Origin of the sequence: Pararcticibacter amylolyticus (genome assembly GCF_003130405.1) — a bacterium.
Lineage (GTDB): Bacteria > Bacteroidota > Bacteroidia > Sphingobacteriales > Sphingobacteriaceae > Arcticibacter > Arcticibacter amylolyticus.
Genome location: NZ_QEAS01000012.1, coordinates 149,101 through 165,454, shown reverse-complemented (window position 1 = coordinate 165,454; position 16,354 = coordinate 149,101). Strand labels below are relative to the sequence as shown.

The window sequence follows — 16,354 nt, the reverse complement described above, 5'->3', positions numbered from 1 at the left end:
GTTAAGATAAATGTATTTTGGTGATGTGTCCTAGTTTCATGATGTTAAATTCATGCTCGGAAATAGCACCCTTTTCTTTTAATTCAAAAAGTTGATTAAGGGAGTGCTCTGGTTGCTTTTGTACATGCAGCTGCATCTTCCTTGTGAAAATCTCCGGATGAGCAATATAACTGGCACTGAAGCCCCGGCACTGCATGTCCCTTCTTTTTGTGCTAATATTACCTATCGAATTAAAATGGCGTTTTAACCCGATCTTTCGGAAACTCGTCTTGTAGTCGATCTTTACAGTATTGAAGTCGGTCTTGTAAATGTCTTTAACCGGTACTTCTATGTAATTCTTGAACCAGGGCAGAATTCCGGTTTCCATAACAAGATGATTTTCGGTAAGATGCCATTTCTCATTGGCTCTCTTTACGGCAAGCCCAACTCCAGCCAAAGCCAGGGCGGCGCCCAAAGTCTTCAGAGATACGGTTCCATTGCTTAGAAGAATAGCTCCGGAAAATACAAGTAAAGACGGAACAACATAAACTATCCAGTGTTTCTTTGCCGTAGCAATCGGTTCGTGTGTATTATTTTTCTTTTTCATAATGCATTTTATATATGCTATTACGAATGGAACAGAGAATAGTTGCTTTAAATGTAAACTCAATAAGGAGTACCCCCTAAAAAGGAAAAAGCCTTGCGAGAACAAAGCTTTTTCCTTTTTCAGATACCCGGAAAAGGTATCAGTGATAATATTAAAGAGTTCCGATCAACTGAACAAGGTCGATCAGTTTGTTAGAATAACCCCATTCGTTATCATACCATGAAACTACTTTTACAAAGTTGTCATTCAGGGCGATACCTGCTTTTGCATCAAAAATTGAAGTGCGGGCGTCTGTTAAGAAATCCTGAGAAACTACATCATCTTCAGTGTAGCCTAAAATTCCTTTTAATTCGCCTTCAGAAGCTTCTTTCATAGCTGCTTTAATATCAGCATATGAAGCTGCTTTGTCAAGACGTACAGTTAAGTCAACAACTGATACATCAGGAACAGGAACGCGGAAAGACATACCTGTAAGTTTACCCTTCAATGCAGGGATAACTAAAGCTACAGCCTTTGCAGCACCGGTAGAAGAAGGGATGATATTCTGGTAAGCACCACGTCCGCCTCTCCAGTCTTTTGCTGAAGGTCCGTCAACTGTCTTCTGAGTAGCTGTAACAGCATGAATAGTGCTCATCAGACCTTCAACGATTCCGAACTTGTCATTTAATACTTTTGCGATAGGAGCAAGACAGTTAGTAGTACATGAAGCGTTAGAAACGATAGCCTGATCAGCTTTCAATTCTTTGTGGTTTACGCCCATTACGAAGGTAGGAGTGTCATCTTTTGCAGGGGCTGACATAACTACCTTTTTTGCACCTGCCTGGATATGTTTTCCGGCAGTTTCCTGAGTTAAGAACAAGCCAGTTGACTCGATCACCACTTCAGCACCTACTTCATCCCATTTAAGGTTTGCCGGGTCTTTTTCTGCAGTAACACGGATCGTTTTACCGTTAACAATCAGGTTTCCGTCTTTTACTTCAATTGTTCCGTTAAATTTTCCATGAGTTGAGTCATATCTGAGCATGTAAGCCATGTAATCAGGCTCAACCAGGTCATTAATTCCAACAACTTCAATATCGCTGCGTTCGATAGCAGCCCTGAATGCCAAACGGCCGATACGACCGAATCCGTTAATTCCTACTTTCATTTTGTTAATTTTTATTGGTGTAATAATTTAATATATTATAAATAGGCCTTTTAATAATAGACGATATTATGAGATTGTTTTCAGCAGCCGTTTCATTCAGCGTTTGCTGAAAACCAGCAGCCACTGGTCCTGTGAAATGCAGGGGAAGCCCCGGATGCTTATGGACAAGCGGCATTACATAATTTTCGAAATATTGTTTAAAGCCCGTTTTTACAAGTGTTCTGACATAGTTCTGGTCAAAGTTTTCTATTAGAAAATCGGTATATGAACTGAGATATAAAACAGGATTGGTCTGTTTATATACCTTATCAAGGATCAGTTTTCTGTCTGGATTATATTTTTGGATAAACCGTTGTTCAAACTCTTCAGGTAGTACGCCGGTAAAGAAATCTCTGAGAAGTGAGCGACCCAGCCAATTGGAAGATCCTTCATCTGCCAGGATATAGCCCATTCCAAAATTATTCTGTTCAATTCTTCTTCCGTTAAAATAAGCAGCGTTTGCACCACTGCCAAGAATTCCGACAATACCGGCAGTATCGGCACATGTAGCAAGTGCAGCTGCCTTTAAGTCATGAGAAACGGATATCTTGCTATTTCTGAAAAAGTTAGAAAAGGCACTTGCAACTACCTGCTGTCTTTCTTTTGAGGATGCACCAGCACCGAAGAAATAAATTCTCTTTATTTCTTCGGCGTGATTGATCAGCTCATTATTCTTATTCAGAATGCTCGTAATGGCCCTTTCGTCATTGAAAAACGGATTAATTCCTGCCGTTTTGAGGTCACAAACGATTTTACCCTTCTCTGAAAGTTTCCAATCTGCATTACGTGAACCACTATAAACGACAGCAATCATATTTTTAGATAGCTAGTATGGTAGCCATATCCAGCAAATCCTCTTCCAATTTAAATGAATGATTGTGAATTGCATCCACTAAATCTGTCAATTGAATTTCATTTCCGCGGAGACCTACCATTTTTCTCGTTTCACCGGCAATCAAAGACTTCACAGCTGCGTAACCCATGCGGCTGCCAAGAACACGGTCGAAGCTGCTTGGAGTTCCACCTCTCTGAAGGTGACCGAGAATTGTTACTTTAATATCATAGAAGTTGAACTTCTCTTTAACTCTTTTGGCTACGTTATAAGCACCTCCGTTCTTATCACCTTCAGCGATAATCACGATACATGAGCTCTTTTTGCTCAGTGCTCCTTCTTCCAGTTTGTGGATAAGATCGTCGATGGCCGTTTCTTTTTCAGGGAGGAGAATGGCTTCTGCGCCGCCTGCAACACCAGCGTGTAATGCGATACATCCTGAATCCCGTCCCATTACTTCTACGAAGAAAAGACGGTCGTGGGAAGCCGCTGTATCTCTGATCTTATCGATTGCTTCAATCACTGTATTGGTTGCGGTATCGTAACCCAGCGTGAAATCAGAACCATAAAGGTCGTTATCTATAGTTCCGGGAACACAGATCACCGGAATATTGAATTCTCTGGATAATTCTTCAGCCCCGGAAAACGTTCCGTCACCTCCGATAGGAACAAGTGCGTCTATACCTGCATCCACAAGATTCTGATAGGCTTTTTCGCGTCCTTCGTAAGTTCTGAAATCAACACATCTGGCTGTTTTTAATACAGTTCCACCGAGCTGGATAATATTTCTAACTGAACGGGCATCCATGTCGGTAAACTTTTTGTCTATCATTCCCTGGTACCCCTGGTGAATTCCAACTACTTGTTTACCAAGATAAATACCTGTGCGGACAACCGCGCGAATACAGGCATTCATTCCTGGTGCATCACCTCCTGAAGTAAAAACACCGATCTTATTTATACTGGCCATAGTAGTATTTTTTTAAACTTACGGCGAATATAAGGTGTAAGTGCTACACTAAGAGAATAATTAATATTTTTTTCCATTTTTGTGACAACAATCATAACCGGAATTGTTTTGGAACAGGAACTTCCCATATTCGAATCTGTCTTCTCTGTCGACTGCGTAATCTTTGGCTTTGAAGAGGGTGTACTAAAGGTACTTTTAATAGAACGCAACGAGCCTCCTTTTAAAGACTGGTGGGCATTGCCGGGTTACCTGGTAGAGCCCAACGAAGGAATAGACGAAGCAGCGCAGCGTATTTTGTTCAAGTTTACGGGTTTGAAGGATATCTTTCTTGAGCAACTTTACACCTTTGGTGATGTAGACAGGCATCCCCAGGGGAGGCTCATCACCATTGCTTATTATGCCATGATGAGGTTAAATGGAAAAAAAGATCTGAAGCCGTCTTCTGCGTTTGTGAAGAAAGCTTTCTGGTGTCCGGTATCCGATGTGCCGCAGCTCGCATTTGATCATACGCAGATATTTGAAAAGAGCCTTCAGAAGATCAGGAGAAAGATAAGTTATTCCCCCATTGCTTTTGAATTATTACCTGAGAAGTTCACCCTTACCCAGCTTCAGAATCTTTACGAAGCCATTCTCAACAAAAAGCTTGATAAGCGTAATTTCAGGAAAAAGATGCTGAATTATGGCATTCTGAAGGAACTGAACGAAAAACAGCAGGGAGTGTCGTACAGGGCTGCGGCTTATTATAAATTTGACAGAAGGAAATATAACAAACTGTTCCAGAAGGAACTCTCTTTTATGAAGGAAGATGATGCCGGGCATTAATATCCGGCAGCCGGAAGCATGACCGGCCTTACCGGTACCCGCATTTTTCCAACTGCCGGAAGTAAAGCAGTTATTTGCTTTTATTTTCTATGTGATATTTAACCAGATTATCTATTGGCGAGCGGATAATAATACCCATCTTCATCCCGTATTCGTTGGCAACTTCTTCCAGGACATTCCTGAAATTGTAAGCAACAGACCCGATGCAATTGAACTCATAATCCTGATAGTTAGGATAATGGCTTACAAGGTTTTTGAAGAAGTCAGTGAACGAAGATTTAACCAGGTTGTGAGTATATTCGATGTTATCCGTATTGTCGTATACAAACTTGCTGAAGCTTGCACAAAAGCGGTTGGCCAGAGGCTTTGAGTATACGTTTTCCTGGATATCGTCGGGTGTAAGTTTGTAGGTGTTCCAGAATGTGTCCCTGACATTTTTGGGCATATATCCTCGTAAGTAATCTGTCAGGAGTTTCTTGCCGATATAGCAACCGCTGCCTTCATCGCCCAGGATATAAGCTGCTGAATCAATCTGGTATTCAACACCCTCACCATCATAGATACAGGTATTGGTTCCAGTTCCGAGGATCGCTGCAAATCCAGCCTGGTTTCCGAGCAGAGCACGGGCGGCTGCCAGCAGGTCGTGTCCTACAAAAATTTCACTCTTCGTGAACACTGTACTCAGGGCTTCTTCCAGAATTGCAATCTTTTCATCGTTATGTACACCAGCTCCGTAAAAGTTAACTTCTGTTATTTTTTCAAATTCCAGATCATCAGGCAAGTTCTTCTTCAGAGACTCAATCACATATTCTTTTGAAACAAAGTAAGGATTGTATCCTTCCGTGTTAAAATAGATTTTCTTGTTTTCGTTGTTGAGGAGACACCAGTTTGTTTTTGTTGATCCCCCGTCTGCAATGATAATCATGGTTTCTATAAATAATAAAAAATATATACTTAAAATAAACGCTAAAAGTAAATAATTCTTTAAGATTGTAAATAAAACTTTGTTTTTTTAATGGCATTATTGCACAAAGCATATAACAGTTTACCTTTATGATAGTTGACCTTAGAAGTGATACCGTAACAAAGCCTACCCCCGGGATGCTGGAAGCCATGTTTGCCGCAAAAGTGGGAGATGATGTACTGGAGGAAGACGAAACGGTTTGCGAACTCGAAGAAAAGCTCTCCGAAATGTTCGGTATGCAGGCAGGTTTGTTTTGTCCCTCAGGCACAATGGCTAATCAGATTGCTATTAAAGCGCAAACCCAACCCATGGACGAAGTGATCTGTGATGAATCCTCACATGTTTACAGGTACGAAGGTGGCGGGATCGCTTTCAATTCAGCTGCCTCGGTGAAACTACTCAGAGGCGACCGCGGACGACTATCGGCAGAACTTATAGAGCCTCATATTAATCCCAGGGACATTCACTATTCTGCTACTTCTTTAATTGTACTTGAAAATACCGTAAATAAAGGCGGTGGCAGTTATTATACAATAGAGGATATAGAACCTATATACCATTTATCCAGATTAAAGAACCTCTGCCTGCATCTGGATGGCGCGAGGATTTTTAACGCTTTGACAGAAGCTAAAGATGCTCCGAAGGATTATGGAAGGCTGTTTAACAGCATCTCCGTATGTCTCTCCAAAGGCCTTGGTGCGCCTGTCGGATCTGTGCTGATGGGAACTACTGACATGATCCGAAAGGCAAAAAGAGTTCGCAAAGTACTGGGAGGAGGAATGAGGCAGGCGGGGTACCTTGCCGCTGCCGGACTTTATGCCCTCAACCATCATGTTGAACGCCTGAAGGAAGATCATTTACATGCGCGCATAATTGGCCAGGCACTCGAAACACTGCCTTTTATTGATCACGTAATGCCGGTGGAGACCAACATTATAATCTTTAAACTTAATCACGATGTAAACCCTGATTCTTTTATCTCACGCATGGAATCTCGGGGAATAAAGTGCAGTAAGTTCGGACATCAGTCCATTCGTTTCGTTACACACCTGGATGTTACTCCGGATATGATCGACTATACAGCCAATATACTGAAGCAGGTTCTGTAAGCAGCTTACTCCTCACGTCCCTCCGGCTTATTATCGTTTCTTTTCCAGTTTCTTTGCAACAGCAGAGGCAATAATGCCGCCTGCCAGGTATAAAGAGGTGGTGATAATCTGAGTTTTGGCGGTTTTGTTGCTGTATGCAGGGTTCAATCCCAGGTACTTTGGTAATACCACTGCACCGATGCCTGCCGCAAGGCCCAGTAAGGTACCTCCTGTCCAGATCTTCCTGTTAGATGCAACGGCAAAGCTATAGTAAGCTGCGTTGCTGATCAAATCTCCGGCAAGGGTAGCTTTAAACAGGTCGTCACGACCGGGTACCGGCTGATCCGCATGCCTGAGCACTTTCGAGAGTGTTTCCATGCCAAGTAAGTCCATTCTGGGTGCTTCAGATTCGACCCGTTTAACAACCTCGTGAATAAGGGTGACCGCAACAGCCCCCGCGAGTCCCCCAACCATAGCTGATAATAATTTCATAAGTAGAATTAAAAGAAAAATCAGCCTGAATTGTTTTGCCGTCGTAGCTGTTTATCCGAAAAGATCGCTGCTCAGATAACGGTCGCCGCGGTCGCATACGATAAATACAATCACCCCTGATTCCAGCTCTTCCGCAATCTTCAAAGCTGCGTGAGCTGCACCTCCGCTACTCATTCCTGCGAATATACCTTCTGTCCGGGCAAGCTTTCTCGTCATCTCGGTAGCATCCTGCTGAGAGATATCAATCACCCGGTCAACGCGCGAGGGGTCAAATATCTTAGGCAGATATTCTTCCGGCCAGCGGCGGATCCCGGGAATGGAAGACTCTTCAGTTGGCTGACAGCCAACGATCTGAATAGCAGGATTTTGCTCCTTCAGGTACATGGAATTTCCCATGATTGTTCCGGTGGTTCCCATTGCACTGACAAAATGGGTAATGGTTCCCTCGGTATCTCTCCATATTTCCGGTGCAGTGGTTCTGTAATGAGCCAGGTAGTTATCGGGATTTGCAAACTGGTTGAGAAGGAAATATTCTGAAGTGGCCCCTTTTTCTTCAGCATAGTCCCGGCAGACTTCCATGTTGTCCATCAGGATCACTTTGGCACCGAAGGCCTCCATCGTAAGGGTCCTTTCCCGGGTGGAACTCGAAGGCATGATCAGTTCAATTTCAAGGTCGAAGAGACGCGCCATCATGGCCAGTGCAATTCCCGTATTGCCGCTGGTTGCTTCAACCAGCTTTGTACCGGGTTTTATATCTCCGCGATCAATAGCACTCCTGATCATCGACAACGCAGCTCTGTCCTTCACACTGCCTCCCGGATTGCTGCCTTCCAGCTTGGCATATATCTTAACGTTTTTATTGCTATTGAGCCTCTTTATCTCAGCAAGCGGGGTGTTCCCCACGAGTTCTGTTATTCCTGCCATTGGTTATTCTTTAAATTTTTCAGGTAAGTTTATCTTGCTTTGCAGATATCTCTACTTTAATTTCCGCTCCAGTACCTTTATCTGCGGGTCATGATATACGACAGAACAAGCCGGGACGCTTTTGGTCAGCCAAACGTTCCCTCCAATGATGCTGTGACTGCCAATTTCAGTGTCGCCCCCCAGAATGGTTGCTCCGGAATATATCACCACATGGTCGCCTACCGTAGGATGCCTTTTAACAGAAGCCATGTTTTTTTCAACACTTAAAGCTCCCAGCGTAACCCCCTGGTATAACTTCACGTGGTGTCCGATCTGCGTGGTCTCTCCTATAACAATTCCTGTTCCATGATCGATGTACAGGTATTCTCCTATTACTGCTCCCGGGTGGATATCGATCCCTGTTTTCGAATGTGCATATTCCGTTAAGATTCTCGGGATGAGCGGAATATCAAGCTGAAGCAGGGCATGGGCCACTCTGTAGAAAGAAATGGCATAGAAACCCGGATATGCACGGATGACTTCAAATTCGCTTTTTGCTGCCGGATCCCCTTCCAGGATAGCCGTGATATCCGTGTTGAGAGTCTGATAGAGATCCGGGATGCGCGAAAAGAATTCTGCCGCCTTTTCCCTGTTGTCGCAGTGGTTACAGGCCCCTGTCGAGTCCATGATATTTTTCAGGAGGATTTCCGACGCTTCCAGTTCATCTTCTATTTCCTGTGTTGAATGGAAAAGACGTTTTGACTGTTCGGGATACAATAAGCGGATGAGGCCCAAAGCCCACGACGCTATTTCCTTGTTAGAAGGAACAGCTTCAATATGCCGGTGTTTATCAAAAATATGCTGATAAAAGTCTTTATCCATTTTTCTGAGCTTGATACAATATCCGCAATGTTAGGGAAAAAGTATCTTTTTTATTTAAAAAAGACCAGGGCTTCCAATACATCGCAGGTGACTTTCTGTTAAGCAATTCCCGAACCTGAAGCACTGCTTTTCTTCTGAAAACTATAAATGAGGTAAAAAAGAGCGGGCAGGATAAAAATACTGCCGAGCAACAACGCGAGTGCAAGCACGCTGATCGCTTTCTCATGACCGCTGTGCTCAAGCAAAGAAAGATACTCTCCATTCTTAAGCACGACAATATTGGGAAAATGGTCAACAGTAGCCGCAAAAAGTATCATCGTCACCTGAAACCCGGCCAGGATACGCAATATTTTTGTTTTTCCCTTATTGAGGAGATACCAAAGGAGGACGAGGGATAGGGTCGCAGCGATGATCGCGGCAAGCCCCAAAGGATTTCCAAATGTCCACCGGATGAGAGGTATTCCTTGTGCATAGGCTATTACAAAAACAATTCCTCCGCATATCACGGCTGCAATATTCATTTGCCTGGCTTTTCGGATAAACATCCGCCTGTCTGCTTCACTACCCGCTTCTCCTATCAGGTAAACAGCCGCCAGGAAGCCGCAGATAGCCACTGTAAAAAATCCTACCGCTATACAGAACCAGTTAAACCAGGGCTGTATGTAAGCGGAAAGGAAGGTCGAAGCCTGTGTGTCTATCTGCCCTGATACCGTACTTCCAGCAATTATGCCGAGAAACAGCGGTGTAACAAAGCTCGAGTAAACGAAGATCTTATTGTAGATCTCCTGCATATCATCTACAACGGCATCATAGTGCCTGAAGGTAAACGCCGTACCCCGCGCAATAATACCGAGAAGCATGATTACCAGAGGGATATGCAGGTAGAGAGACATGGTCGAATAAATTGCCGGAAAACCCACAAACAGGATCACGATGGTGATAATAAGCCACATGTGGTTGGCTTCCCATACCGGTCCTATTGCCCTGTACATGGTTTTTCGCGTACTTTTCTTGTTTGCCGGAGATGTAAAGAGCTCAATGATCCCCGCCCCGAAGTCAGCACCCCCGAGTAAGAGATAAAGAAGAATAGCAGCCCAGAGATAAACGATTACCACGTATAACATAATCAGTCTTTAGTTTGAGGTGAATAGGGAGGGACATCGTATAGCTTGTCAACCATTCTGATTTGCCGGTAGAGCAGGAATATCACCACAAGGGAAAGAGATATATAAACTCCGGTGAACATATAAAAAGAATACACGATCCCCGGCATAGGAGTCACTGCGTCGGCCGTACGCATGATCCCCTGGATGATCCATGGTTGTCTGCCTACCTCGGTCACTGTCCAGCCCGCTTCAACGGCGATGAATCCGAGAGGAGTAGCAAGAACAAAAAGAGAAAGGAGCCATCTTTTCCGAAGCCATTCCTTCTTTTTCCAGATAGCGAAGAAATAAAAGAGGGCTATTGTCAGCATCAGCATTCCGCAACCAACCATTATCTGAAAAGCAAAATGGGTTATTGCCACAGGTGGCCGGTCTTCCGCAGGGATACTGTCGAGTCCCTTAACTTCTCCATTCAGATCACCCGTCGCCAGAAAACTGAGCATCCCGGGTATCTTGACCGCATACTTCACTTCTTTTGCTTCGTCGTCAGGAATCCCTCCTATAATGAGCGGTGCTGATTTCGATGTATGGTAATGAGCTTCCATCGCTGCGAGCTTGGCAGGTTGCCTGCCTGCAATATCTTTCGCTGAAATGTCGCCGCTGAGAGGCTGAAGAATGGCGGCAATGCCACCGAACACAGCAGCTATCTTAAACGCATAACTGTGAAATGCAACATTTCTGCCTTTCAGTATCATAAGCGCATGAATACCTGCAACAGCAAACCCTGTAGCGGCAAAAGCAGCCAGGCACATATGCAGCGCCTGAGAAAACCAGGCATCATTGAACATGGCTTTTATAGGATCGATATTCAGATACTGGCCGTTAATGTAGTCAAAGCCGGAGGGGCTGTTCATCCAGCCATTTGCTGCAACCACCAGGATTCCGGAAAGAAGCCCGCTGACACCTACCACTACCCCTGTTACCCAGTGAAACCAGCGGTTAAACCGGTTCCATCCGTAGAGGAAGAAACCAAGGGCTATCGCTTCAATGAAAAAAGCAGTTCCTTCAAGTGAAAAAGGCATGCCGAATATAGGCCCGGCGTGTTTCATGAACGTAGGCCACAGAAGTCCGAGCTCAAATGAAAGAACCGTTCCCGACACAGCTCCGGTCGCAAAGAAGATGGCCACTCCCTTACTCCAGGCTTTTGTAATGTTCAGATATACATGATCATTGGTCTTAAGCCAGTAATAATGCGCCACGGCCATAAAGAAAGGCATAACCATTCCTATACAGGAAAATATGATATGAAATCCCAGAGAAAGGGCCATTTGTGACCTGGCTGCTATAAAATCGTCCATACTAAGATTTTTTTTGTCTTAAGAGCTTCTAGAGAACTTAAGATATGCATTTATAACAGGCCGCCTTAATAGTGCGGATGTGTATTGACTGCTGCAATATTAACTATTTATACGGTCAATTTCAATTGAGGGAAGCCCTGAACTGGCCTTCTTCGAAAGCCCGGAGGATAAAAATGAACTCGGAGCCTTTTCCGATCTCGCTCTTAACTTCGATAGAGCCTTTGTTTGCTTCTATAAAATCCTTGCACATGATCAGCCCCAGGCTGGTACCCTTTTCATTATTAGTGCCTTGGGTGCTCATGTTGCTTATTTCGAAAATGCCGGGGATCCTTTCTGCTTCAATGCCCACTCCCGAATCCTTCACTGTAAATTTGACCATTTTTTTACCTAGTGCTTCTGATTGTATGATAACAGATCCGCCGTCGTGAGTGAATTTAACGGCATTGGATAAAAGGTTGCGGATAACAAAGTCGAAGTGATCCGGATCAGAGAACAACTGAACGGAGCCTCCTGTCATATTGATTACTGAGATTGCTTTTTCTTCCGCCGCTGCCGAGAGAAGGTTGATATTTCTTTCAATAATTTCGCCGGGCCGGAAAGGTACCGGGTTTAGCCGTATTCCTTTGATTTGCATTTCTCCCCATTTCAGTAACTGGTTGAGCGTAGACAGCGAGGCATTACAGTTTACAATGAGTTTATTGATAATTTCATGTCTTTCTTCCGGACTGATGTCTTCGTCGTCAATAATGTAAAGAAGGTTAATCACAGAAGCGATAGGAAGGCGCAGATCATGTGCCAGAATAGAGAAGAACTTGTCCTTTACTGTATTTGATTCTTTAAGACTTGTATTCGCCTTGTTGAGCAGGTTATTGAGCTTTTTGGTTCGTAAATAAAACCATGCGACAATAATGAGCACTAAAATGATACACGCTGTAACACTCAGGATGATCTTCCTCTCAAAACCTTGTTGTTTGTTTTGATATCTTAGTTCCTGTACCCGCTCCTTTGATTTGCTGAGCTCGTATTCGGCTTGCAGATTGGATATCTGCTGAGACATGTCATTATAGTAAAAGCTGTCAGCAAGAGCGTAGCTTAGCTCTTTTAGCTGGAGAGCCTGGCGGTAGTTCCCCATGTGTTTATGAAGATTCCCCATTGCTTGAAGAAGATCAATTTCCTGTTTATGGGCCCCCTTTTCCCGGGCAAGCTTTAAGGCCTGTTTCAGGTAGAAAAGACTTTTACCGGGCTGGTCTTTTCCAAATACATCTGCCAGTGCCGTCAGTGTCTGCAGCTCTCGTATATAATTCTGTATATCCCTTGATTTTTGAAGGGCTGCGAATAACAGCCGGATTGATTTGTCCTTAAATCCCTGTTCCGCATAAACAGAAGCGAGGTTATTGAGGAGTGTAATGTGCAAGCCCCATAATTCCGGCTTGTCACTCAGGTGGATCCCTTTTTCAATGTATGCTTTCGCTAACTTAAACTGACTGAGTTCCCTGTATATGATACCGAAGTTATTGCAGATATTCAGAGAAAGACTTGAGAAAGGCAGCTTTTTGTCCAGCCGCTCAGCTGATTTAAGATATTTAAGAGCCGTCTGATATTCTTTTTGTCCTAAGTACCCCTCTGCAAGAGTTAAATTTGCTTCCATGACGCCCGCCTTGTCATGAATGGCTTCGCTTAATTGCAGTGCTTCCAGGAAATATCCGATAGCACGGTCATAATTTCCCTTTCTCAATTCGACGACACCAAGCCGGATAGTCACTGCGGCCTCGCCCTTCTTATTGTTTAATGCTTTGTAAATGCCTTTAGCGCGAAGATACTCCCGCCTGGACGAAATGAATTTCCCGAAGTTATCTTCAATCATTCCAAGCTGGTTCAGCATCAGGGCAAGGCCGGTGCTGTCGCGTTCCTTCTGGGCCAGAACAATACCTTTTTGCGCAAAGAAAAGTGCAGAGTCCGGCTTGTAGTACCGGTATCCTTTTACCAGTTTCTCATAATACCGGATGTCTTGTTTTTGGTCAGTTTGATAGGGCGGTTTATCACGCTGTTTGCAGAATCCGGACGAACAAAAAAGTACTAAAATGAAAAAAGAAACTAACCTGAAAAACACAATCACCAAAATAAATCCCTATAGCTCAGTATAAAGATCAACGTAAAGATAGGCTGTAATATTGAGCATGGAAAATATTTATTTATATATATGTTAATAAAAAATCAAATTAGGTTTATTCGCTTTTGCGTGAGAAATTTGCCGGATGAATTCAGCTATTGGTTCGGCTGAGCCAACCAACGCCGTCAATACAAATAATCACAAAGGGGTAAGGCAACTGGGACTGTGTATTTTTCTTGTCGGTCTTTCTTGTTTCGCTCAGTTATATCTTTTTCAGCCTATCATGCCCGACCTGGCTAAAAAATTTAATATCAACCCCGCAGAGAGTAGTTTTGCGGTGTCTTTTTCCACCCTTGGAATGACGATCGGCTTGTTCTGCGGAATTTTCTTTGCGGATCTGATCAGCAGGAAGAAGCTGATCAGTATAGCATTGATCAGTTCTTCCCTGCTGACAATACTCTCCTCGCTGGCGGGCAACTTCTGGTTACTGATAGCGATGAATACCCTTAAGGGCATTTTACTTGCCGGCTCTGCCTCTGTAGTCGTGGCATATATAGCGGAAGAAGTTCATCCTTCAGTCCTGGGAACTGTCACCAGCATGAACATTGCCGGTAATGCAGTTGGAGGAATGAGCGGCCGGATCGTCACCACCTTGCTGACAGGCTGGTTTTCCTGGCAGTGGGCTGCCTTTATCATCGGCTTTCTTTGCCTGGCAGGAGGTTTGATCTTCGCTAGAATAGCGCCGGAATCTCTACATTTTACTCCTGTGCGGATCAATATCCGGAAGAAGCTGGGCGAAATGCGCAGACAGTTGCATGTACCTGTTTTGTTCTCTTTATTTATACTAGGTTTTATCCTTCTCGGGTGCTTTGTAAGTGTTTATAACTATCTGGGGTTCCGGCTCGAAAATCCGCCCTTCAGCCTCCCTCATCATCAGATAGCACTGATATATCTGATGTACATTGTTGGCAGCATTGGTTCTATTTCCGGCGGGATATTGTCTGACCGGTTTGGCACCGGCAAAGTCCTGTCATTGATGATGCTGTGTATGCTTATTTCCTTGTCTCTATTTTTACCATCCAGCCTGCTGGCATTAACCCTTGGCCTGGGTGCGTTTACCTTTGTGTTCTTTGGAGCCCATGCAGTTGTAAGCCGTGTAGTAGCCCAGTATATTCCCTTACAACGATCCACCAGTATCTCCATGTACTTCCTTTTTTACTATCTAGGCTCAAGTATTCTTGGCTCGGGTACCGGTGTTGTGATGCATCACTGGGGATGGACTGCTTTTGTACTGGCAATCGGTATTCCTGTTATGTTTGGGCTTTTGCTGGCTCTTCGGGTGAGACACGCGCCGGAAAAAAGGTAAAGCCGGGTAGCTCGCTCGCCTCAGGAATTAAAAATTAAAACTTTTAACCTCCGTTTGGATTTAATCTTTTAAAACTACCTGAGTAAAACATATGAAAAACCTTTCAGTATGGAGGAATGAGGTCGAAGCACCTTCATTTCCTCGGTTAAATGGAGAAATTGACGCTGACGTCGTTATTGTCGGAGGCGGAATAACCGGCATCACAGCGGCTTACCTGCTGGCAATTGCAGGGAAGTCGGTGGTCGTGCTCGAAGCTTTAAAAGTCGGACAGAGCTCTACAGGCTATTCTACAGGCAACTTGTATTCAACAGTAGGAGGGGAAGGGCTTCATTCGATCTCATCGAAGTTTAATGAGAAGACACTTGCAGAAGTCGTAGAGTCAAGGGCGGCCGCCATTGAGCTTATTAAACAAATAATTGATGTAAATGCTATTGAATGCGATTTCAGGCATGTTCCATGGAGCCTTTTTACAGTTGATGGTTACCGGAAGAAATTTATCGATCAGGAGAGGACAGCGGCAGTTGGGGCAGGTTTAACTGTACAGCGGAATGTCCCGTATCCTGCCCCCGTGGAGGACGGTTTTACGATTCCGGGGCAGGCCCAGTTTAATCCTTATGAATACGTTGTGTCCCTTGCTTCTAAGATCAATACGGGTAATTGCCGCATATACGAATACAGTCCCGTGATGAAAGTGGAAGAAGGTGAGTTGTGTTCAGTTGAGACGGATAATGGAAAAGTAACTGCTCCAAAAGTGATTATGGCTACCCATACACCTAAAGGTCTTTACATGGTACATGCTTCCATGGGATCATACCGGGAATATGCTGTGGCTGCTCTCGTCAAAGACAAGTATCCTGAATCCGGGATATATTGGGAAATGCAGGAATCCGAACATTACTCTGTGCGTACCTTTGACGCTGAAGAAGGACGTATTATTATGGTCCTGGGGCAGATGCACAAGGTAGGCCAGAAAGAAGAGAATCTCGAATGTTATGAAAAGCTCGAAGCTTTCCTCCGTAAGCGTTTTGATGTAGGGGAAGTGCTGTATAAATGGTCGGCACAGCAATACAAGCCTGCTGACAGCATTCCTTATATAGGCCTTTCGTCGGGTAATTCAAAGATATATATTGCTACTGGTTTTGGTGCCGATGGACTGGTATACGGTACTTTGGCTGCTATGATCATTTCAGATGATATCCTGGGCAAATCTAACAAATGGAGCAAAACATACGATGCCTCAAGGATCACCCCGCTGGCATCTGCCTCTAATTTTTTAAAAGAAAATGTGAACGTAGCCTACGAAATGGCGAAGGATTTTCTGAGTACAGATGCAGACAGTTTTGCGGAAGTAAAAACATACGAAGGAAAGATCATGGAACTGGAAGGTTCCAAATATGCAGTTCATCGTGACGGTACAGGCGAATTGCATATTGTTTCTGCGATATGCCCGCATATGGGTTGTGTTGTTCACTGGAATACAGCGGACCAATCGTGGGACTGTCCATGCCACGGAAGCCGCTTTTCGAAACATGGAGAAGTACTGGAAGGCCCGGCCATTCATCCGTTAAAAAAAATCCAGGGCGGAACCGATGCTTAGTTATGGCTTAATCATGCAGAGTACTGCTGATTTCCACAAGCTGGATCTGGTAACAAAAAAGAGAAGCTGCTTTATACAAGCAGCTTCCTCCAAAC

The 16,354-nt window shown here is 44.1% G+C and carries 15 protein-coding genes; 4 read left to right on the top strand and 11 right to left on the bottom strand.

Annotated features, from left to right (window positions below):
• Nucleotide 1: 1 nt before the first annotated feature.
• The 4 genes from DDR33_RS15490 to pfkA all read right to left on the bottom strand — a co-directional run bounded on the left by DDR33_RS15490 (nucleotide 2) and on the right by pfkA (nucleotide 3,574).
• Nucleotides 2-586, bottom strand: a complete 585-nt coding sequence (locus DDR33_RS15490) for a hypothetical protein (protein WP_109416712.1) — start codon at nucleotides 584-586, stop codon at nucleotides 2-4.
• 151 nt (nucleotides 587-737) lie between these two features.
• A complete protein-coding gene (gene gap / locus DDR33_RS15485; protein ID WP_109416711.1) occupies nucleotides 738-1,733 on the bottom strand; it encodes a type I glyceraldehyde-3-phosphate dehydrogenase in 996 nt (331 codons plus the stop codon).
• 4 nt (nucleotides 1,734-1,737) lie between these two features.
• Nucleotides 1,738-2,586: a hypothetical protein gene (locus DDR33_RS15480; RefSeq protein WP_109416710.1), complete on the bottom strand. Its 849-nt coding sequence runs from the start codon at nucleotides 2,584-2,586 to the stop codon at nucleotides 1,738-1,740.
• A 4-nt stretch (nucleotides 2,587-2,590) separates the two neighbouring features.
• Complete coding sequence (pfkA, locus tag DDR33_RS15475) at nucleotides 2,591-3,574, bottom strand: 6-phosphofructokinase (RefSeq protein WP_109416709.1); 984 nt, start codon at nucleotides 3,572-3,574, stop codon at nucleotides 2,591-2,593.
• An 81-nt stretch (nucleotides 3,575-3,655) separates the two neighbouring features.
• On the opposite strand from pfkA, the gene DDR33_RS15470 reads away from it, so the two are divergent.
• Nucleotides 3,656-4,396 carry an NUDIX hydrolase gene (locus tag DDR33_RS15470; protein WP_394341115.1) on the top strand — a complete coding sequence of 247 codons (741 nt, stop codon included), beginning with the start codon at nucleotides 3,656-3,658 and terminating at the stop codon, nucleotides 4,394-4,396.
• Nucleotides 4,397-4,466: 70 nt separating this feature from the next.
• Here the strand turns inward: DDR33_RS15470 and DDR33_RS15465 are convergent, their stop codons facing one another.
• Nucleotides 4,467-5,321: an N-acetylglucosamine kinase gene (locus DDR33_RS15465; RefSeq protein WP_109416708.1), complete on the bottom strand. Its 855-nt coding sequence runs from the start codon at nucleotides 5,319-5,321 to the stop codon at nucleotides 4,467-4,469.
• Nucleotides 5,322-5,449: 128 nt separating this feature from the next.
• Here DDR33_RS15465 and DDR33_RS15460 point away from each other — a divergent pair, with 128 nt between their 5' ends.
• Nucleotides 5,450-6,469, top strand: coding sequence for a threonine aldolase family protein (locus tag DDR33_RS15460; RefSeq protein ID WP_109416707.1), 1,020 nt, complete (start codon nucleotides 5,450-5,452; stop codon nucleotides 6,467-6,469).
• A 30-nt stretch (nucleotides 6,470-6,499) separates the two neighbouring features.
• Here the strand turns inward: DDR33_RS15460 and DDR33_RS15455 are convergent, their stop codons facing one another.
• The 6 genes from DDR33_RS15455 to DDR33_RS15430 form a co-directional block, all read right to left on the bottom strand.
• Nucleotides 6,500-6,940, bottom strand: a complete 441-nt coding sequence (locus DDR33_RS15455) for a hypothetical protein (protein ID WP_109416706.1) — start codon at nucleotides 6,938-6,940, stop codon at nucleotides 6,500-6,502.
• Nucleotides 6,941-6,991: 51 nt separating this feature from the next.
• Complete coding sequence (gene cysM, locus DDR33_RS15450) at nucleotides 6,992-7,864, bottom strand: cysteine synthase CysM (protein ID WP_109416705.1); 873 nt, start codon at nucleotides 7,862-7,864, stop codon at nucleotides 6,992-6,994.
• Between the two features lie 51 nt (nucleotides 7,865-7,915).
• Complete coding sequence (gene epsC, locus DDR33_RS15445; protein ID WP_109416704.1) at nucleotides 7,916-8,725, bottom strand: serine O-acetyltransferase EpsC; 810 nt, start codon at nucleotides 8,723-8,725, stop codon at nucleotides 7,916-7,918.
• Nucleotides 8,726-8,823: 98 nt separating this feature from the next.
• Nucleotides 8,824-9,849: a cytochrome d ubiquinol oxidase subunit II gene (locus DDR33_RS15440; RefSeq protein WP_109416703.1), complete on the bottom strand. Its 1,026-nt coding sequence runs from the start codon at nucleotides 9,847-9,849 to the stop codon at nucleotides 8,824-8,826.
• Between the two features lie 2 nt (nucleotides 9,850-9,851).
• Nucleotides 9,852-11,186: a cytochrome ubiquinol oxidase subunit I gene (locus DDR33_RS15435; protein WP_109416702.1), complete on the bottom strand. Its 1,335-nt coding sequence runs from the start codon at nucleotides 11,184-11,186 to the stop codon at nucleotides 9,852-9,854.
• 121 nt (nucleotides 11,187-11,307) lie between these two features.
• Nucleotides 11,308-13,296 carry a tetratricopeptide repeat-containing sensor histidine kinase gene (locus tag DDR33_RS15430; protein WP_146198781.1) on the bottom strand — a complete coding sequence of 663 codons (1,989 nt, stop codon included), beginning with the start codon at nucleotides 13,294-13,296 and terminating at the stop codon, nucleotides 11,308-11,310.
• 145 nt (nucleotides 13,297-13,441) lie between these two features.
• Here DDR33_RS15430 and DDR33_RS15425 point away from each other — a divergent pair, with 145 nt between their 5' ends.
• Together DDR33_RS15425 and DDR33_RS15420 are read left to right on the top strand one after the other, a co-directional pair.
• Nucleotides 13,442-14,662 carry an MFS transporter gene (locus DDR33_RS15425; RefSeq protein WP_109416700.1) on the top strand — a complete coding sequence of 407 codons (1,221 nt, stop codon included), beginning with the start codon at nucleotides 13,442-13,444 and terminating at the stop codon, nucleotides 14,660-14,662.
• 91 nt (nucleotides 14,663-14,753) lie between these two features.
• A complete protein-coding gene (locus DDR33_RS15420) occupies nucleotides 14,754-16,259 on the top strand; it encodes an FAD-dependent oxidoreductase (RefSeq protein ID WP_109416699.1) in 1,506 nt (501 codons plus the stop codon).
• Nucleotides 16,260-16,354: the final 95 nt, after the last annotated feature.